Raw genomic sequence first — 18,838 nt, 5'->3', positions numbered from 1 at the left:
TGGACGGTAATATGAAAGTTCTGAATTCATGATGAACAAACCGATAAAACGCATCTAATTCGGTGCCTTGGACCTTTCAAGGAGGTGATGCGCCGAATTCTTTGGGATAGCGTGTGACAGGATTTCGCTGATTCCAGCGAAAGAATGGCCAAAACGGCCGAGCGGACGGAGATTGCGGCATGTCGATCAGCATTTCGAGCCGGGACGATGCCGACGGATTCCAGATCCTTCTCGACCGGCAATCGGCGCTCGACATTGGCGCTTTTGTCGTCGACGGCACGGATCTCGCGCCGGGCATCGCCATCCCTTCCGACGGCGACCTGCGGATCGACCATGCGCTCCAGGGGTTTTTCTTTACCTGCGGCCCCGATCATGTTCGCCATCCGGAACCGATCGCGGGTGGTCCGGAGGGACGGCTTTATCCGCTGCACGGCTCGCTTTGCGGTACGCCTGTGGGGCGTACCGAAATGACCGGCGCCGACGATCGCCCAGGCTGCTTTGCCGAAACCAGCGTCGACCTCGCCGATGGCGGGACGGCGCTTGTTTCGCGCCACTGGGCGATCAGCGACGATGCGTCCGAAATCACGCTTTCGGATCGTGTCACGAACACAGGCGAGACTGCTTTTGCGCCGATGCTGATGTATCACATGAACATTGGCGGCTGGCTTTGCGGAGAGAGCACGTTGATTTCCGGCGCGATGATGGCGGATGGCTCAGAACACTTTCTGTTCGGGGAGGGCGACAGCGCCCATCTGTGCCTGCCGGCGGCCGAGACCGCCGTCGATGGCTGGGCACGGCTGGCCCTTGGTCCGTTCGAAGCGCTGGGGGGGCGGTCGTTGCAGGTGCGGTTCCGCGTCGATACGCTTCCCTTCCTGCAGATCTGGCGTTGCCAGCGCGGCACTGCCGATGTCGTCAGCATAGAACCGGTCTCGCACCGGATCGCATCCCGGACCGCGCTTGCCGAGGCCGGAGAATTGCCGCTGCTGCATCCCGGCGAGACAATCGACTATGCGCTGGCCTTCCGGGTCGGCTGATTGTGCCGCTCGACCAACGTGTTCGATGGCAAGGATTGACGCCCGGTGATCTTGGGGCCTAAACAAAGGCCTCTGCATTTCGGTTCATTTTTCGGGAAGGCCTCGCTATGGACATCCGCCAGATCAACGATGAATATTCGGTCACCGGACAGATCGAGGTCGAGGAACTCGACCAGATCAAGGCCATGGGCTTCAAGTCGCTCGTCTGCCACCGTCCGGACCATGAATCTCCGGACCAGCCGATGTTTGCCGATGTGGCTGCCCGCGCCGCCGAACTCGGCCTCGACATTCGCCATATCCCCGTCGGCCCGATGGGCGTGACCGGCGATGCGGTCAAGCAAATGGTCGATGCGCTGGACGAATTCCCGCGGCCGATGCTGGGTTTCTGCCGCTCGGGTGCCCGCTCGACGGCCATCTACCAGCAGAGCCAGCATATTCGCAGCTAGCCCGAACGCCGCTCGCCCGAAGGCATTTTGAGGGGGCGCTCAGCCGTTTCGGATCTGCGTCAGCGTCCGCGCCGGCGTGATCGCTTCCGGATCGAGCCGGATCTCGATGATTGCAGGCTTGCCGCTGGATCGCGCCCGCTCGAAGGCGGCGGCGAATTCCGTTGTGTGAGCGACGGTCTCGCCATGGCCGCCATAGGCGCGGGCAAGATCGGCAAAATCCGGATTGGTCAGATCCGTGGCGCTGACCCGGCCCGGATAGTCACGCTCCTGGTGCATGCGGATCGTTCCGTACATGCCGTTGTTGATGACCAGCACAACGATCGGCAAGCCATAGCGCACGGCTGTGGCAAACTCCTGTCCGTGCATCAGGAAGCAGCCGTCTCCGGCAAAGCAGACCACCTCGCGGTCCGGAAAAAGCCGTTTGGCGGCAACCGCGGCCGGCAGGCCGTAGCCCATGGAGCCGGAGGTCGGGGCGGCTTGCGTGGCAAACTGCCGGAAGCGGTGGAAACGGTGCAGCCAGGTCGCGTAATTTCCGGCGCCATTCGTAAAAATCGTATCCGCGCGCGTGTTCGCTTCGATCCAGGTCATGATCGGCCCCATCTGGACATGGCCGGGGCCGGTGAGGGGCGGCGTCGACCAGGCGAGATAGGCCGCGTGCATGGCCGCTGTCCGTGCCTGCCAGGTCACCGGTTCGGCGGGTGCATGCTCTTCGAGTGCGGCCACGAAATCGCGCGGACTGGCGGCGATCGCAAGATCCGGCCGGTAGACCCGCCCAAGTTCGCCGGGATCCGGATAGACATGCACCAGCGTCTGGCGCGGATAGGGCACGTCGAGCAGCGTGTAGCCGGAAGACGGCATTTCGGAAAAGCGGCCGCCGATCAGGAGCACCAGATCGGCGCTGCGGATTTCGGCGGCCAGCGCCGGATTGATGCCGATGCCGACATCGCCGGCATAATTCGGATGCAGATGATCAAACAGCATCTGGCGCCGGAACGAGCAGCCAACCGGCAGATGCCAGCGTTCGGCAAAGGTTTGAAACGCCGCAACGGCATCTTTTGTCCAGCGCGTGCCGCCAAGGATGGCGATCGGGCGCTCGGCCCCGGCAAGCAGGGCTTCCAGCGCCCGGATCTGGCTGCGACCCGGATGGCTTTCGACTGGCAAATAGGCCTTGGCCGCCGGCGCCTCCGATAGCTGGCGCAGCATGTCCTCGGGCAGGGTCAAGACCACAGGCCCCGGTCTGCCGGATGTCGCGATGGCAAAGGCCCGCGTGACGAATTCGGGGATGCGGGCGGGGTCGTCGATCTCGCCGACCCATTTGGCGACCTCGGTGAAGGCGCGGCGGTATTCCACCTCCTGAAACGCCTCACGTTCGCGCGCATCACGCTGAACCTGGCCGATGAACAGGATCATCGGGATCGAGTCCTGGCGGGACACATGCAGGCCGGCGCAAGCGTTCATCGCGCCGGGGCCGCGGGTTACCATGCAGATGCCGGGCTCCCCGGTTAATCGCCCCCAGGCATCCGCCATCATCGCCGCGCCACCTTCCTGCCGGCAGACGACAACGTCGATATCCGTGTCATAGAGCGCATCGAGCACCGCCAGATAACTTTCGCCCGGCACGCAGGCAATGCGCTTCACGCCATTGGCCTTCAGCGCCTCGACAATCCGTTCTCCGCCCGTCTTCATGTCCGCTCCTCCCAAAGCATTCCGTTTTTTTGTTTCAGATTGCCGGCAGGACCGGCGCAATGCTGGCGCTTTTTTGCACCTGGCGCTCCCGCCAGATGACGTAGAGGCCCGACGCGATGATGATCGCGATGCCGAGCCATTTCAGCGCATCGGGCAGGTCACCGAACACCCACCAGCCGAAGATCGTCGCCGAGACGATTTCGAGATATTGCAGCGGCGCCAGCGTCGAGGCCGGTGCGGCACGATAGGCGTAGACGCCAAGCACGCCGGCGATCGTGGCGGTGACGCCGACGCCCAGAAGAAAAAGGCTTGCGCGCCCGTCCGGTATCACCGGGTCGAAGATTTCCGAGCCGCTGCCGCTGCCGAACCAGAGCAGGACGCCACAGAACAGGGCGCCCCAGATGCCGGCATGAAGCTGCATCGACCAGGGATCCTCATGCTGGGCGACCATGCGGGTGACAAGCAGGAAAACGGCAAGGCTGGCGGCGGAGACAACCGGCAGCAGTGCGATCAGCCCGACCTCCTGCATGCTTGGCTGGATCACCAGCATGGCACCGAAAAAGCCGACGGCGCAGGCGGTATAGCGGCGCCAGCCGATGGTTTCCTTGAGGAAGATGCTGCCGAGGATGGTGAGGATGATCGGTTCGACGAAGAAGATGGCGATCGCATCGGCGACCTCCATGACCTTCAGCGTCGTGATGAAGGACAGCATGGTGATAACCAGGAGCGCGCCGCGCAAGGCGTGCAGGCCGGTCTTTTTCCAGGTGAGATCCAGCAACGTTCCGCGCACGGCAACGATCGGCAGGATGAAGACCACCTGCAGCAGGAAACGCACGGCGGTGATTTCGGCTGAGGGTATGGTGGCGATCGCCAGCTTGGCGAAAATATCGATCACCGGCGAGATCAGCACCGCGATCACCATCAAGATCAGTCCGAAGGAAACGTCGTTGTCCCGCGCCACGGGGCTGATTTTTGCGGAAATGTTCGTCATGCCTGCGCCGTCTAACCCTTTGCAGCCTGCTGCTGCGGGCAAACCTGGTCGCACCAGTCGGCGAAGTCGGCCATCGCCGCCTCGCGCCCGATATCGTTCAGGGTTTCGTGGCGCATGGCGGGATAGATGCGCGTGGTTACGTCCCGCAGGCCGGATGTTTCCATGCGCCTTGCGAGCCATGCGGTTTCGCGGGCCCGGTTGGTGGCGGGATCCTCGCCGCCGCCGACGAGGTGGACGGGCAGGGATGGCGCCAGGAGCGCCAGTTGCGCAGGACTAGCCCCGGCATAGGCCATTTTGAACAGGTCGATCCACAGCGAGACGCTGGCATCGAAGCCGCAGAGCGGATCGCCGACATATTTCGCCACCTCCGCTTCATCGTGCGACAGCCAGTCGAACGGCGTCTTGCCGCCGGGGATCGACTTGCCCCAGGCGGCGAAGGTCAATTGCGGCAACAGGCCGCTCGGCACGTCGGAGCCTTTCAGCATCTTTTCGATGGCAAGGATCGCCTGGCCGCAGCGCCCGGCAAGACCGGGGTTGAAATTGGAATTCCAGACGGCCACTGCGTCAAAAAGCGACGGCTCGGCCTCGACCGTGTTCAGCGCGATCAGTCCGCCCATGGAATGGCCGAACAGCACGATCGGCAGGCCCGGATGTTCTTTCGCCGCCAGATCGCGGATCGCGCACACGTCGCGAACGACGGTGTCAACGCCGTCACGGGCCGCAAAACGGCCGAGCGGCGCATCCGGCGCTGTCGTCAGGCCATGCCCGCGATGATCGTGGGCGTAGACGTGGAAACCGCGGGTCGCCAGGAAGATCGCGAAGCGGTCGTAGCGCGCCGCATGTTCGGCCAGCCCGTGGCTGATGAGCACGATGCCACGCGCGGGAGCCGACGCAGCAAGACTGTAGAGTGCAAGCATCGCGCCGGTCGGGCTCGCCACCTGCCGCATCTCCATGACCATCGCCGCCTCCCTCATCGTCGCCTGCCGTTATGAACGTGATTTACAGGGCAAAGGCAATCAGCTGCTGATGATGGTTTTGCATCAGGTCACAAAAAGTTTGGCACAAGTACGATTCACGGTTGCAATTTTCCCGCATATGTTGGTTAATATTCATGGTTTGTTCTTTATGGGAGGCGAGCATGACATCGAGTTCTGGAAGAATGCGGGCGCTGATCTCCGGGTTGGTGGGCCTGGTCCTTTGTGGTTTCAGTGTGACGGCGGCGAAGGCGGCTGAAGATGCGAAACAGACGCCAAGGGGCAAGACGGAGTATATTCTGGCCGTCAGCTGGCAGCCGGGTTTTTGCGAGACGCGGCCGAGCCGCAAGGAATGTGCGGGCCAGACCGCCGACCGGTTTGATGCCACCCATTTTTCACTGCACGGGCTCTGGCCCGTGAAGAAAAGCTATTGCGGCGTTGCTGCCGAGACCAAGGCGCGCGCGCGCAAAGGCAACTGGCTCGACCTGCCGCTACTGGCCGTCGCGCCGGAAACAGCCGATCGGCTGCTGATCGCCATGCCCGGCAGCCAGTCGGGCCTGGATCGCCACCAATGGCTGCGCAGCGGCACCTGCCAGTCCGGTACGGCGCAGGACTATTTCGCTCTGCAGCTTGCCTTTCTTGATCGGCTGAATGCGTCTCCGGTCGGCGCGCTGTTTGCGGGAAAGCTGGGGGAAACGGTGACGGAGACCGAGATCAAGCAGGCTTTTGATGCCGGGTTCGGCAGGGGCGCTGGCGAGCGGGTGCGCATGCGCTGCCAGAAAGACGGCGAACGCAGCGTGATCACCGGTCTGACCATCGGCCTTTCGGGTCCGCTGGCGCGCGGTGCGGATCTGGCCGCGCTCATTCAGGCGGCCGGCACAACCGATTTCAAATGTGCCAGGGGCGTGGTGGATGCGGCCGGCATTCAGTGATTGAACCGGCAAAGGCCGGTTTGCGGATTGCTCCGGCGGGATAATTCGCCTACATAGCGGGCAAAATCCCATTCCGTCGGAGCAGTCTCTCTATGGCACGTCAATTCATCTATCACATGTCCGGGCTGAACAAGTCCTACGGCGCGAAGAAGGTTCTCGACAACGTCAACCTGTCCTTCTACCCGGATGCCAAGATCGGTATTCTCGGCCCGAACGGGGCCGGCAAGTCGACGGTCCTGCGCATCATGGCGGGGCTCGACAAGGAATATACCGGCGAGGCCTGGGTCGCCGAAGGTGCGACCGTCGGTTATCTGGCGCAGGAGCCGCATCTCGATGCGAGCAAGACGGCGCTCGAAAACGTCATGGAAGGCGTTGCCGACAAGACGGCCGTGCTCGAGCGTTACAACGAACTGATGATGAACTATTCCGACGAGACCGCCGAGGAAGGCGCGAAACTCCAGGACATCATCGACGGACAGAACCTGTGGGACCTCGAGAGCCAGGTGGAGATGGCCATGGAGGCGCTGCGTTGCCCTCCCGGCGATTCCGATGTGACCAGCCTTTCGGGTGGTGAGCGCCGCCGTATCGCGCTCTGCAAGCTTCTGCTGTCGAAGCCCGACCTTCTGCTTCTCGACGAACCGACCAACCATCTGGACGCGGAAACGATCGCCTGGCTCGAAAATCACCTGCGCCAATATGCTGGCGCCGTGATGATGATCACCCACGATCGCTACTTCCTCGACAATGTCACCGGCTGGATTCTCGAGCTCGATCGTGGCCGCAGCATTCCCTATGAAGGCAACTACTCTGCCTATCTGTTGGCCAAGGCCAAGCGCATGAAGCAGGAAAACCGCGAGGACGCCTCGCGCCAGAAGGCGATCAGCCGCGAGCAGGAATGGATCGCCTCCAGCCCGAAGGCACGCCAGTCGAAGTCGAAGGCCCGCATCAAGGCCTATGACGAGCTGGTGGAAGCAGCCGACAAGATGCGTCCGGGCGATGCCCAGATCATCATCCCGGTCGGCGAGCGTCTTGGCCAGGTGGTCATCGAGATGGACAACATCACCAAGGGTTACGGCGACCGTCTGCTGATCGACGGGCTGACGCTGAAACTTCCGCCGGGCGGCATTGTCGGCGTCATCGGCCCGAACGGTGCCGGCAAGACGACGCTGTTCCGCATGATCACTGGCCAGGAAACGCCTGACACGGGCGCATTCCGGATCGGCGATTCCGTGCATCTCGGTTACGTCGACCAGAGCCGCGATGCGCTGGACGGCGACAAAACCGTCTGGGAGGAAATTTCCGGCGGTGCCGAAATCATCAAGCTCGGCAAGTTCGACATGAACAGCCGCGCCTATTGCGGCGCCTTCAACTTCAAGGGCGGCGACCAGCAGCAGAAGGTCGGCAATCTCTCCGGCGGCCAGCGCAACCGCGTGCATCTGGCCAAGATGCTGAAGGCGGGCGGCAACGTGCTGCTGCTCGACGAACCGACCAACGACCTGGATACTGAAACGCTGGCCGCGCTGGAAATCGCGCTTGAAAACTTTGCCGGCTGCGCTGTCATCATCAGCCATGACCGTATGTTCCTCGACCGGCTGGCGACCCATATCCTGGCCTTCGAAGGCGACAGCCACGTCGAATGGTTCGAAGGCAACTTCGAGGACTACGAAAAGGACAAGATCCGTCGCCTCGGCGCCGAATCGGTCAATCCGAGCCGTGTCAGCTTCAAGCGTCTGACGCGCTGATCGGCCCTTAAAGGGATCGGAGAAAGCGGCTTTCGGGCCGCTTTTTTCATGGGAAAAGCCCGTGACCGCGTCGTGTCGCGATTTGACGCTTGCATGACGTCCGCAAATCACATAAACATATCTTTATGTGTTGATGGGGTTTTGCATGGCGGACGCGGGCGGTCTTGGTCTTGAAGAGTTGGTCGATGTGCTGAAGGCGGCAGGCGAGCCGACGCGCATGCGGCTTCTGGCTCTTCTGGCGGCTGGCGACCTGACGGTCACCGATCTTACCGAAATTCTCGGCCAGTCCCAACCGCGCATTTCCCGTCATCTGAAACTTCTCGGTGAAGTCTCGCTGATCGATCGCTATCAGGAGGGCGCCTGGGCCTATTTCCGCCTGCGCGGCGAGGGTGACGGCGTGGCACTCGTGCGCAAGCTTCTGTCCTTTGCGACAGATGGCGATGCTGTTCTGCAAAGGGACGGCGAGCGCCTTTCTGCGCTGAAGCAGGCGCGCTCGGAAAAGGCCCAAGCCTATTTCAGCCGCAATGCCGCAGAATGGGATGCGCTTCGCCAGCTGCATGTCAGTGACGCGGATGTCGAGGCAGCGCTGAAAACGCTGGTTGGCAGCCAGCCTGTCGATGGCCTGCTGGATCTTGGCACCGGTACCGGCCGTATCCTGCAATTGTTCGAGCCGATCTACCGCCGGGGCGTTGGCGTCGATGCCAGCCGCGACATGCTCGCGGTCGCGCGCGCCAATCTCGATCGTTCCGGCATCACAAAGGCGTCGATCCGTCACGGCGACATCTTCAATCTGCCGCTCGATGGCCAGGAATTCGATCTGGTGACGATCCACCAGGTGCTGCATTTCCTGGAGCAGCCGGATGCTGCGATCCGGGAAGCGTCCCGCATGCTGTCGCCCGGCGGGCGGCTGGTGATCATCGATCTGGCGCCGCACACGCTGGAATATCTGCGCGACGATCACGCCCATGTCCGGCTCGGCTTCTCACGGCAGACCATGAAGGACTGGCTTGAACGGGCCGGTCTGGTGCTGGAGGAGATTGTCGACCTTTCGCCGGAAGCCACCGCAAGCGGCCGTTTGACGGTGACGCTGTGGCTGGCCCGCGACACGCGCCAGGCGGTGATCGCCGGCGGTTCCGCCAAGCCCCCAATTTTCGCCCAGGCCGGGAGGATATGACATGCCGATCCACACACTCTACCCCGCCGAACGCGGCAACCTGACGCTCTCCTATGAGTATTTTCCGCCGAAGACCGACGAGATGGAGACCCAGCTGTTCAAGACGGTCGCCGAACTCGCGGTCTTTTCGCCGGCCTTCGTAACGGTGACCTATGGTGCCGGCGGGTCGACCAAGGCGCGATCGCTGACTACCGTGCGCCGGATGATCCGCGAGACCGGACTTGCAAACACGGCCGCACATCTGACCTGCGTCGGGGCGACAAAGTCCGAGGTCGATGCCGTCGTTGCCGATTTTGCTGCGTGTGGCGTTCGCCATTTCGTCGCCTTGCGCGGGGATCCGCAGGGCGGCATCGGCTCGGCCTATACGCCGTTTCCGGGCGGCTACGAAAATGCGGCCGCACTGGTCGCCGGCATTCGTGCCGCAGGCGATTTCGAGATTTCCGTCTCCGCCTATCCGGAAAAACATCCCGAAAGCCCGGATGTCGCCGCCGACATCGACACCTTGAAACGCAAGGTCGACAATGGCGCGACCCGGGCGCTGACGCAGTTCTTCTTCGACAATGACGATTTCGAGCGGTATCTCGAGCGCGTTCGCCGCGCTGGGATCACCATACCGGTCGTTCCCGGCATCCTGCCGATCAACAATCTGGCGCAGGTGCGCAAGTTTGCCGGCCTCTGCGGGGCCCGCGTTCCGGATGCCGTGATCACGCGGCTCATCCATCTCGACGAGATGCCGGAGGAGCGCATCAAGGAGGCGACGCATATCGCAGCCGAGCAGATCGTCGATCTCGCGCGCCGGGGCCTGCGCGATTTCCACCTTTACACGATGAACCGCTCGCCTCTGATTGAAGCGGTGTGCGATCTTGTCGGGTTCGAGCGCCAGGCATCAGCAGCGCGCGACAATGCCGCGGCCGGTGCGGCGGCCTGAGATTGTGTGACATTCCCAAGGAAAAGCCCATGATACCTTTCGGTGTCATGGGCTTTTTCATTCTCCTGGCAGCTTACAGGCTTTTGCCGCTCGTTTGAGCGTTTCGCCTTTTGATGATGCTGCAATTTCTGTGCGGTATTAAAGTTCGAATTCACCGTCTGGACTGCTCGTTCCTGCCATTAAATGAAAAGCATTGTCGCCACGAACACGAACGCTGCACTGATCATGAGGACATTCAACGAATGTGTAAGTCCCATAACTGACCCTCCTTGCCGCTAACGTTAAAAAGATAGGGCCAAAAAGCCACGCACGAAAGGAAAAATTGTGCTGCACCGCAAAAACCAAGGCGCTGAAGAGGTTATGCACAGGCTTAAGCCCATGAATGGAAATCATTTTCATCTTGCCACATTTTTTTCACAATCGCTGAAGGCTTGTTAATATGACCGAGTGAAATAGCGCGTGATGTGACCGGAAAGACACAAAACTCGACCTGTCTCCTTGGCACTGATTCTCTAGCGAAGCCCTTTTCGGCGCCAGCCTGCAAGGATTCGCCCGTCCAGGACCAGAAGGCCGACGGCGATAAGCAGCATTCCGGAAATATCTGTTGGCTCCAGCGTTTCCCCCAGGAAGAACAGGCCGAGAAGGATGGCGCTGGGAGGAACGAGCAGCGTCACAAGCGACGTGTTGGTCGCGCCAGCCACCGCCATGATCCGGAAGTAGAGAATATAGCCATAGGCGGTGGAGATCAGCGCCAGGGCAAGCACCGCGAGTATGGCTGATAGCGGCGGCATTGGCAGGAGCCACGGCGTGTCCGCGACAAGCGCTACAGGCAACATGATCACCGTCGAAGCCGTGAGCTGCCCCGCCGCCGTCACCGGTGCTGCCAGCCCGCGAAACCGTTTGCCGTAGGTTCCGGCAAAGCCATAGGCGATTGCGGCAATCACGGGGAAGGCCAGTGCCCAGAGCGGAATGCTGCCGGCGCCATGGTCGAAAAGACCCGGCAGGGCGCTGGGGCCGATCAGCACGATGGTGCCGGCAAGGCCCAGCAGGCAGCCGGCGATCTTGGCCGCACTCAGTTTTTCGTCCTGCGTCAGCGTATTGGCGATCAGCACCGTCCAGACCGGCGTCGTCGCATTGAGTATGGCTGCAAGCCCGGCGCCGATCTCCGTCTGTCCGAGGAAGATGAAGGTGTGGGGAATGGCGTTGTTGAGAAGGCCGAGCAACAGGAACTGCCGCCATCGCGCCTGCAATTCGCGGTAGAGGTCGTAGCGCCCGAAGACATAGAGATGCAGGGCGAGCGCTGCCAGCGCAACGCGCAGGAACACCAGCGTGAACGGCGGCACATAGGGAATGGCGACCCGTGCGAAGAAGAATGATCCGCCCCAGATCAGCCCCAACAGTGCCAGCAGCCCCCAGGTTGCGATCGTCATCTTGATGGTCGTGCCTTCTGATTTTGCCTGCATGTGCCTTGACCTATCCCGCCGCATTCGGATCATGCCGCAGGGGTAGGATGTTCGCGCCGTCCGATCCACCCGATTCGTGACGACTGCTGAACCCATCCGAAGGAAAGTCTGCTGGAGCCCTTGATTTCCCATACCGCTGCGGATGTTGCCCATGACGGCCAGGGGCTCGTTGCGATCGCCATCGTCATCGCTGTCGCAGCCATTCTCGGACTGGGCTTTCTGCGGCTGCGCCAGCCGCCGCTGGTCGGGTTCATCCTCGCCGGCATTGCCCTCGGCCCGACCGGTTTCGGCCTCATCGCCAGCAGCGGCAATGTCACGCTTCTGGCGGAAATGGGCGTCGTCGTGCTCCTGTTTTTCATCGGCATGGAACTGTCGATCAAGGCGTTCGTGCTCAGCTTGCGTCAGTCGCTGATTGTGGCCGGCGGGCAGATCCTTGCGGCGCTCGCGGCGGCGGCCCTGATCGCGCTGATCACAGGTGCCACGCTGGCGGAGGGGCTGATTCTCGGTTTTGTCATCGCCATGTCCTCGACCGTCGTCGCCATGAAGATGCTCGATGACATGGGGGAACTGCGCAGCGAGACGGGCCGGATTGCGGTCGGTGTGTTGATAGCGCAGGATATCGCCGTGGTCCCGATGCTGATTCTCGTGTCCAGCCTCGGGGGAGACGAACTCAATATCAGCGCGATGCTCGTCAAGATGGTCGTCGCCATCGCCCTGCTGGGGGGGCTTGTCTGGTGGTTTGGGCGTCATGGAAAGCTGCGCATCCCGTTCAGCGAGGATATCGAGGACAAGGTCGAAATCCTGGCGCTTGGCGCGCTCGGGCTCTGTTTTACGGCGGCGGCACTCTCCGGCCTTGCCGGCATGTCGCCGGCCTATGGCGCCTTCCTGGCCGGTATCGTGCTTGGAAATTCGACTTTGCGAAGCCGCATCATTCCCGTCATCGAGCCCATTCAAAGTATTCTTTTGGTCGTCTTCTTTCTGTCGATCGGTCTCCTGATCGACCTGACTTTTGTCGGCGAAAATTTTTGGACGGTGCTCAGTGCGGCCATCATCGTGATTGCCGCCAAGACCGTTTTGAACATCTTCCTCCTGCGCCGGACGGGGTCCTCGCCGCAGGTCGCTCTGGTCGCCGGCCTGTCGATGGCGCAGATCGGTGAATTTTCGTTTGTGCTGGCCGCGGCCGGTCTCAGCGCCGGCGCGCTCGATCTCGATATCTACCGCGTGGCGATCGCCGTCACGGCAGTGTCGCTTCTGGTGTCGCCGCTCTGGGTCAGCCTGATGCACAGGCTTGAAAACATCACCGCGGAGCATCTGTACAGCTACCGGCAGGCTTTCGCGGTGGCCTATGCGCGGGAACTGCAGGAAGTTTCGAAACAGGGGCGGGCGCTGGCCGGTGCGCGCTGGTCGCTCCGGCTTCGTTATCGCGCCTTCCGGCTCGCCCGCCACCACCGGCGACGGGTCAAGGCCGGAAAAGACAGCGCGTCATCGTGAGACCTAGAGCGCGTTGAGTACGGCCTGTGTCGCCCAGCCATCGGCCGGCATGCCGAGCCGCTGCTGTTCCTTCTGGAGGGCGGCGCGCGTGCCGGAGCCGAGGATGCCGTCGATCTTGCCGACATCGTGGCCGAGGGTCTGCAACCGGGTCTGGAGCGCCTTCATCTCGTCGTCGCCAAGGCCTGTTTCCGGATTGCCGGCATCATAGGGCGGAGCGCCGTTCAGGCGCGTGGCGAAATAGGCGGCGGACGTCGTATAGATGAACGACTGGTTCCATTCGAGATAGATGTTGAAGTTCGGATAGGTCATGAAGGCCACGCCTTTGTGGCCCTGCGGGATCACCACGGATGCCGCAAGCTGCGGGAAGGCGGTGTTGCCGTCGCGCGGGGTGACGCCAAGCGCGAACCAGTCGCCGGCGGTCATGCCAGGCTGCAGGCCGGTTTTCTCCCAGGGCAGGGTATCGGGTACCGAGACTTCCTGGATCCAGGGTTCGCCGGCCTTGAAACCGAGGCTCTGGATGAATTTCGCAGCTGTCAGGATCGCGTCCGGCGAACTGTCCTTGAGCTTCACATGGCCGTCGCCATCGCCATCCACGCCGAAGGCGATGATGTCTTCGGGCAGCATCTGGACCTGGCCGATTTCGCCGGCCCAGGCGCCGGTCGTGGTGGCCGGATCGAGATCGCCGTGCTGGACCATTTCGATCGCTGCTATCAGTTGCGGGCGGAAAAGTTCCGGCCTGCGACAGTCATGGGCGAGCGTCACCAGCGCATTGCGAGTGTTGAAATCCCCCTGGACTGCGCCGAAATCGGTTTCGAGCGCCCAGAAGGCGGTGATGACGGCGGCGGGAACGCCGAATTCCGACTGCGCCCGATCGAAGACCGCCGCATATTCCTTCATTTTTCGCGCGCCGATGTCGAGGCGTGCCTTGCTGACCGTGCGTGTGGAGAATTCCGTAAACGTCTGCTTGAAGACGCCCTGCGCCCGGTCGCGGCTCAGCACCTTCTGGTCGATCGCCGCGCCGGCAAGTGCCCGGTCGATGGCCTCGGCCGGAATGCCCCTGGCAAGTGCTTCTGTCTTCACGCCATCAAGAAATGCGGAGAGATCACCGCCGCAGGCCGCCGTCGCCTGCGTGGCAGGCGCGGTCGTGTCCTGGGCCTGGGCTGTCGAGGCCAGAAGCGTGAAAAGTGCCAGTGAGAGGAGAGAGCGCCGTGTGCCGCGTGTCATCGCAAATCCTTGTTGTCATGCCTTGTGCCACCACACCTGCCTGCAGGCGGCAGCATCGAAGGCGAGCCGAAACTATGAACGCTGCTGTTCCAGAGCAATGGGGCAGAATGAAGAAGACCGCCGGATCGTCGAGGGTGGTTTGGCGTGACGCCTATTTCGAAACTGCGGCGACCCAGGTTTTCCAGTTCTTGGCTGAACCGGCAAACACGTTGATGTCGGTATCACCCGTTATGCCCGGAATGGTCCCCGTGCTGGTATATTGCCAGAAGGCCCAGCGGCGTTCCGGATAGATTTCGCCCGGGTGCTGGGCGACGGCGCGAACCCAGTAATGGTAGTCGTTGAACTGGCCAACGAGATTGTCGCGGTGGAAATCCACCGAGGTATAGATGATCGGCCGCTTGCCATAGTGTTTCTCCAGCCGGTCCATGAAGACCTTCATCTCCGACTGCACGGTCAGCGGCGAGGGGCGATATTTGCAGGTCTTGGATTCGCCGTTCCATTCGACGTCGAGCACCGGCGGCAGACTGACCGCGCTCTTCGGCACATTGGCGATGAACCAGTCGGCCTGCTGGTCGGCAGTCGAGCAGAAATAATAGAAGTGGTAGGGCGCATAGGGCAGGCCCGCCGCCCGGGCGCCCTGCCAGTATTCGTGGAACCGCTTGTCGACCACGTCCTTGCCCTCGGTCGCCTTGATAAAGGCAAAGGACACGCCGGAACTGCGCACCGTTGGCCATTCGATATCGCCATTCCATTTCGAGACGTCGATGCCGTGCACGGTGTGGTGATGCGGGGTGCGCACACCAAAATCCTGCGGATCCTTGTCATGGAAGCGGGGCGGGATCGACGCGGTCTTCAGGAGATCGTAATCTGTCGACGTGCAGGCGGACATAAGCGTCAATAGTGGCAGGAGAGCCAGGAGAAGCCGGCGCATATGATACCCGTTCCGAACCGATCTAACGTCCTGCCTCACACGATGACATCCATAAAAATGGTGAACCCGAGAGGCGCGAACCTCCTTTTCACCATATCATCGTAAAAAATGCGTTATTTTCAAGCGGGAATTGTCAATTGAGCGGCGCGCGTCGGTAAACCGCGATCCAGGCATAGCCGCGGCCGAGGGAGCGGAGCGCGATTTCGGCGCCATTCCCTCGTGATTTTGCGCGCATGACATCAAAAAGTGTCTCTCTCGGGCTGACGTCGAAGCGACGCAGCCAGCTTTGCAGGGCGCGGCGAAAGCCGGCCGGCCAGCCTTCCTGCTGTCCGAAATCGGCAATATGCAGGGAGCCGCCGGGATTGAGCGCCGCAATCGCCGAATCGATCGCCTTCTCCCAATCGGGAATCATCGACAGCGCATAGGAAATCACGATGCGGTCGAATCCCGCCTGCGCGAACAGGCCCGGTGAAAAATCCGTGGCGTCGGCGATGCGCAGCAGCGTTGGCACGTCGCCTCTGGCGTTCAGCTTGGCGTCTGCGGTGGCGAGCATTTCGGCCGAGATATCAAAGCCGAACAGGCGCGCATCGGCAAAACATTCTCTAACCAGCGCGAGGTTGCGTCCTGTGCCACAGCCGATTTCGAGCACGCTGCCGCCCATGGGCACATCGAGTTCGCGGATGATCGTGTCGCGTCCGAACAGGTAGTATTTGCGCGTCAGGTCATAGATGTGCCGCTGGTAGCGATACATCCGATCCATGCGCTGCGCATGCGCCTTGTCAGTGGTCGACTGCGCAGCGATCATGCCTTCTTCCTGTAGATATGAAAGCCACCATAGATGGCCGATCGATCCTGCACGCCGAGCTCTGCAGACTGTTTTGCATCATAGTCCCACTGGTCAAGCAGGATCGGCGAAACGCGCCCCTCCAGGATGCTTGCCAAGGCAGCCGTGCGGAAGATGACCACGGCGTCATCGGCTGCGCTGCGGGTGATCTCGCTCCAGAGCGCGTTCAACTGCTGGTCGGTCATCCAGTCCTGGGCGTCGAGCAGCACGTAACGATCGACAGAGGCTGCGGATTTTCGCGCCAGAAGCTCGGTGAAGCTGGCATGATGAATATGGACGCGCTCGGCATTGTTGCGGATCGCCTCGTGATTTTGTGCCTGCAGGTAGACGGGCAGGCTCCCTTCATGCGGCAGCGGGTAACGGCGGGCAAAGGCCTGCCAGGCGAAATAGTTGTCACGTATCGGAAAATGACAGGTCAGCTTTTCCAGCCGCTGACGCAGCACGCCTGCCAGCGATTTTTCGGCGCTCAGGCTTGCCAGCTCGTCGAATTGCTGCGGCGGGATGCCAAGCCCGAAGAGCGAACTCTTGCGACTGGTGATCCAGCGAATGAACGGGCGGTCGAACAGCGGGGCGAGGCGCTCGTCGAAGAACTGCCGCTGTTCGCGCATGGATCTGGCATTGACGAGTTCGGACGGATCGACGCCGTGCAGACGGGCCAGCAGATGGCCAGCGCTGATGAAGCGGCCCAGCAGGCCGGTGCGATAGACATTCCTGCCGAAAACCGAAATCCGCCGCCTGCCGGTCAGGCCACGGGTGTTCCAGTAGTCACGGGTCGCAGCATCCAGTTTCGAAGCGACAAACAGGTCATAGGCCTGGATATTGGTCGCGGTATCGGGGCGGGCGAGGAAACGCACGGTGTCTGCATGGCCCGGAAGGTGGCGGAACGCCGCCAGCTTCAGCCGGTTGAGCGCGACATGATGGCGGTTGAGGTCGACGACATCGATGCGTTCGGGACGGGCCGAGAGATAGGCGAGCATGTTGCAGCCGCCGGACGCGATGGTGACAATGTGGTGCTCCGGGCGGATCTGCATTGCCGCCATGTCAACGGCCGGGTCCTCCCAGATCTGCGGGTAGACGAGGCCCGAAAACAGAAGACCGAACAGGCGTTCCGACAGCCCCTTGGCCGTCAGCGGCTTGTGCTGGATCAACGCCGCCTTGAGTTTCTCGTTCTTTTTGCCGTAGCCGGCATCGGGTGCAAGATCGGTCATGTCAGCCTGTCATCCGTTGAAGCTGCCCGCTTCTAGAACGCCACCGCTACACTTTGATGACGGCGTTTTTTATGATTTCTCACCCATAAGAATTGATTAAGTTTGGACGTGTTAGATAAACGCTTCCTTCAAAGGCGGCTAACATGATGTTAAATGCGTTTCTTCCAAAATCCGAGCATCGGTATGCTGCTGCGGGTCTGCTGTTCGGGGTCGGCTTTCTCTTCGCCTGCCTGCTAATCGATCGATTTTTTGATAATGGAAACAGTCTGCTGGGCGAAGGCACGATGGCTTCGACCTCTGTCTGTGTCTTGCTGATGCCCGCGGTGTGCGGCGCGTTGTTCTATGCTTGGGGCCGCTCGCGTTGCCGGCTCCTGTCCGAACTCGCCTTGCGCCAGCGCACGGAAGAACAGTTGATGCAGGTCGCCCATCTCGATCGGCTGACGGGGTTGCCAAACCGATTCGCTCTTGAGCGGGACATCCGCCTGCTGGTCTCGGAGGACCAGGGCGTGGTCGGGCGAAACGCGCTCTTGCTGCTTGATCTCGACCGGTTCAAGTTCGTCAACGACACGATGGGCCATGATGCCGGCGACCAGTTGCTGGTGGCGCTTGGCCATCGGCTCAAACGTGCGCTGTCCGGAATGGCGAAGATCTACCGGCTCGGGGGGGACGAATTTGTCATCCTGGTTGCCGGCGCGCCATCAAACGGCAAGGCCGAAGACATCTGTGCAACCATTCTTTCGATTTTTTCCGAACCTTTCCAGTTGCTTGCCGGCCAGTTCTGGACCGGCTGCAGCGTCGGCGTCGCTTTTCTCGAGCGCGACGACCGGTCGATGTCGACCGTCCTGAAAAGGGCTGACCTGGCGCTGTACAAGGCCAAGGAAATACCGGGCAACAGCCACCTCTTCTACCAGCCGGAAATGGCGGTCGAAGCTTTCGTCAAAAGCGAGATCGAGCATGATCTCGGCCGCGCGCTGGAGGAGGGGCAGTTCTATCTCGAATACCAGCCGATCGTCGGCATAGAAAGCCGGGCGATCCGCTCGTTCGAGGCTTTGATCCGCTGGAACCATCCGGTCAAGGGCATCATACAGCCGGACCTGTTCATTGCCGCTGCAGAGAAGACCGGCCTCATCCTGCCGATCGGCAACTGGGTGGTCAAAACGGCCTGCACCGAGGCTGCGCGCTGGCCGGCGCCGACTGGGGTTGCCGTCAATGTCGCCGGTGACCAGTTCAAGGACAGGGCCTTTGTCAACTTTATAAAGACGTGCCTCGACGAGGCGGGGCTGGCCCCGGGGCGGCTGACGATCGAGGTCACCGAATCGATCTTTTCCATCGATCCGCAGATCATCTGCGAGAGCCTGGCCGACCTGCGTGCCTATGGCGTGCGGATTGCGCTCGATGATTTCGGTATCGGCTTCTCCTCGATCAACAATCTGCGGCGCTTTCCGCTCGATCAGTTGAAGATCGATCGCTCCTTCACGCATGCCATGCTGGGCAACCAGCGCGATGCGGATCTGGTCGACATCATCCTGCAACTCGGCCATACGTTTCAGGTCGCAACGACCATTGAGGGGATCGAAACCGAGGGCCAGCTGGAGTTCGTCCGGGCACTCGGGGCCTCTGAGGCGCAGGGCTTCCTGATTTCCCGCCCGGTTTCGGCGCGGGACGTTCTCGGCATTCTGTCGCGTGAACCGGCGCAAACCGGGTCGTTGTCGGCGTGAGACGTCGAGTGTCGAGATAAACCCTTCCAAAAGCGATGGAATCCTGTTTTCC

17 protein-coding genes are annotated in these 18,838 nt (G+C 61.6%); 9 read left to right on the top strand and 8 right to left on the bottom strand.

The features are described from left to right. The first annotated feature begins 179 nt into the window (after window positions 1-179). Window positions 180-1,034 (top strand): DUF4432 family protein, encoded by an 855-nt coding sequence (locus tag AX760_RS11875; RefSeq protein ID WP_071833101.1) that lies wholly within the window; start codon window positions 180-182, stop codon window positions 1,032-1,034. A 107-nt stretch (window positions 1,035-1,141) separates the two neighbouring features. Next, the gene (locus tag AX760_RS11870) at window positions 1,142-1,480 is read left to right on the top strand and encodes a protein tyrosine phosphatase family protein (protein WP_071833100.1); all 339 of its coding nucleotides are present in this window, start codon (window positions 1,142-1,144) and stop codon (window positions 1,478-1,480) included. 39 nt (window positions 1,481-1,519) lie between these two features. Here AX760_RS11870 and AX760_RS11865 read toward each other — a convergent pair whose 3' ends face one another. Genes AX760_RS11865 through AX760_RS11855 form a run of 3 tightly spaced genes read right to left on the bottom strand, consistent with a single transcriptional unit; the run spans window position 1,520 to window position 5,116 of the window. After that, window positions 1,520-3,166 (bottom strand): thiamine pyrophosphate-binding protein, encoded by a 1,647-nt coding sequence (locus AX760_RS11865; protein WP_071833099.1) that lies wholly within the window; start codon window positions 3,164-3,166, stop codon window positions 1,520-1,522. A gap of 34 nt (window positions 3,167-3,200) precedes the next feature. Further along, entirely contained in the window at window positions 3,201-4,157 is a 957-nt protein-coding gene (locus tag AX760_RS11860; protein WP_071833098.1) for a DMT family transporter, read from the bottom strand. An 11-nt stretch (window positions 4,158-4,168) separates the two neighbouring features. Beyond that, on the bottom strand, window positions 4,169-5,116 hold the full coding sequence (locus AX760_RS11855; RefSeq protein ID WP_071833097.1) for an alpha/beta fold hydrolase: 948 nt from the start codon (window positions 5,114-5,116) through the stop codon (window positions 4,169-4,171). On the opposite strand from AX760_RS11855, the gene AX760_RS27205 reads away from it, so the two are divergent. The 5 genes from AX760_RS27205 (at window position 5,109) to metF (ending at window position 9,907) form a co-directional block, all read left to right on the top strand. Further along, the gene (locus AX760_RS27205) at window positions 5,109-5,390 is read left to right on the top strand and encodes a hypothetical protein (RefSeq protein ID WP_175552054.1); all 282 of its coding nucleotides are present in this window, start codon (window positions 5,109-5,111) and stop codon (window positions 5,388-5,390) included. The two genes, AX760_RS11855 and AX760_RS27205, sit on opposite strands and share 8 nt — an antisense overlap. Further along, complete coding sequence (locus tag AX760_RS11850) at window positions 5,296-6,063, top strand: ribonuclease T2 (RefSeq protein ID WP_425348845.1); 768 nt, start codon at window positions 5,296-5,298, stop codon at window positions 6,061-6,063. Before AX760_RS27205 ends, AX760_RS11850 begins: the two co-directional genes overlap by 95 nt. Window positions 6,064-6,155: 92 nt before the next feature. After that, window positions 6,156-7,805 (top strand): energy-dependent translational throttle protein EttA, encoded by a 1,650-nt coding sequence (ettA, locus tag AX760_RS11845; protein ID WP_071833095.1) that lies wholly within the window; start codon window positions 6,156-6,158, stop codon window positions 7,803-7,805. 145 nt (window positions 7,806-7,950) lie between these two features. Further along, window positions 7,951-8,979, top strand: coding sequence for an ArsR/SmtB family transcription factor (locus tag AX760_RS11840; protein ID WP_071833094.1), 1,029 nt, complete (start codon window positions 7,951-7,953; stop codon window positions 8,977-8,979). Window position 8,980: 1 nt separating this feature from the next. Further along, window positions 8,981-9,907 carry a methylenetetrahydrofolate reductase [NAD(P)H] gene (metF, locus tag AX760_RS11835; RefSeq protein ID WP_071833093.1) on the top strand — a complete coding sequence of 309 codons (927 nt, stop codon included), beginning with the start codon at window positions 8,981-8,983 and terminating at the stop codon, window positions 9,905-9,907. Window positions 9,908-10,419: 512 nt separating this feature from the next. On the opposite strand, the gene AX760_RS11830 is transcribed toward metF, so the two are convergent. After that, complete coding sequence (locus AX760_RS11830; RefSeq protein ID WP_071833092.1) at window positions 10,420-11,370, bottom strand: DMT family transporter; 951 nt, start codon at window positions 11,368-11,370, stop codon at window positions 10,420-10,422. A 120-nt stretch (window positions 11,371-11,490) separates the two neighbouring features. On the opposite strand from AX760_RS11830, the gene AX760_RS11825 reads away from it, so the two are divergent. Beyond that, a complete protein-coding gene (locus AX760_RS11825; RefSeq protein WP_245295001.1) occupies window positions 11,491-12,861 on the top strand; it encodes a cation:proton antiporter in 1,371 nt (456 codons plus the stop codon). A gap of 3 nt (window positions 12,862-12,864) precedes the next feature. On the opposite strand, the gene AX760_RS11820 is transcribed toward AX760_RS11825, so the two are convergent. The 4 genes from AX760_RS11820 to AX760_RS11805 form a co-directional block, all read right to left on the bottom strand. Next, window positions 12,865-14,085, bottom strand: a complete 1,221-nt coding sequence (locus AX760_RS11820; protein ID WP_071833091.1) for a lytic murein transglycosylase — start codon at window positions 14,083-14,085, stop codon at window positions 12,865-12,867. Between the two features lie 151 nt (window positions 14,086-14,236). Further along, window positions 14,237-15,016: a glycoside hydrolase family 25 protein gene (locus AX760_RS11815; protein WP_071833090.1), complete on the bottom strand. Its 780-nt coding sequence runs from the start codon at window positions 15,014-15,016 to the stop codon at window positions 14,237-14,239. A 133-nt stretch (window positions 15,017-15,149) separates the two neighbouring features. After that, window positions 15,150-15,821, bottom strand: a complete 672-nt coding sequence (locus AX760_RS11810; RefSeq protein ID WP_071833089.1) for a class I SAM-dependent methyltransferase — start codon at window positions 15,819-15,821, stop codon at window positions 15,150-15,152. Further along, window positions 15,818-17,068, bottom strand: coding sequence for a BtaA family protein (locus AX760_RS11805; RefSeq protein ID WP_071833088.1), 1,251 nt, complete (start codon window positions 17,066-17,068; stop codon window positions 15,818-15,820). The genes AX760_RS11810 and AX760_RS11805 overlap by 4 nt, the downstream gene beginning before the upstream one ends. A 284-nt stretch (window positions 17,069-17,352) precedes the next feature. Here AX760_RS11805 and AX760_RS11800 point away from each other — a divergent pair, with 284 nt between their 5' ends. Further along, a complete protein-coding gene (locus AX760_RS11800) occupies window positions 17,353-18,786 on the top strand; it encodes a putative bifunctional diguanylate cyclase/phosphodiesterase (protein WP_175552053.1) in 1,434 nt (477 codons plus the stop codon). The last annotated feature ends 52 nt before the right edge of the window (window positions 18,787-18,838 follow it).

The organism is Pararhizobium antarcticum (genome assembly GCF_001885585.1).
Taxonomy (GTDB): Bacteria; Pseudomonadota; Alphaproteobacteria; order Rhizobiales; family Rhizobiaceae; genus Pararhizobium; species Pararhizobium antarcticum.
This window is presented reverse-complemented; position numbering and strand designations above follow the sequence as displayed.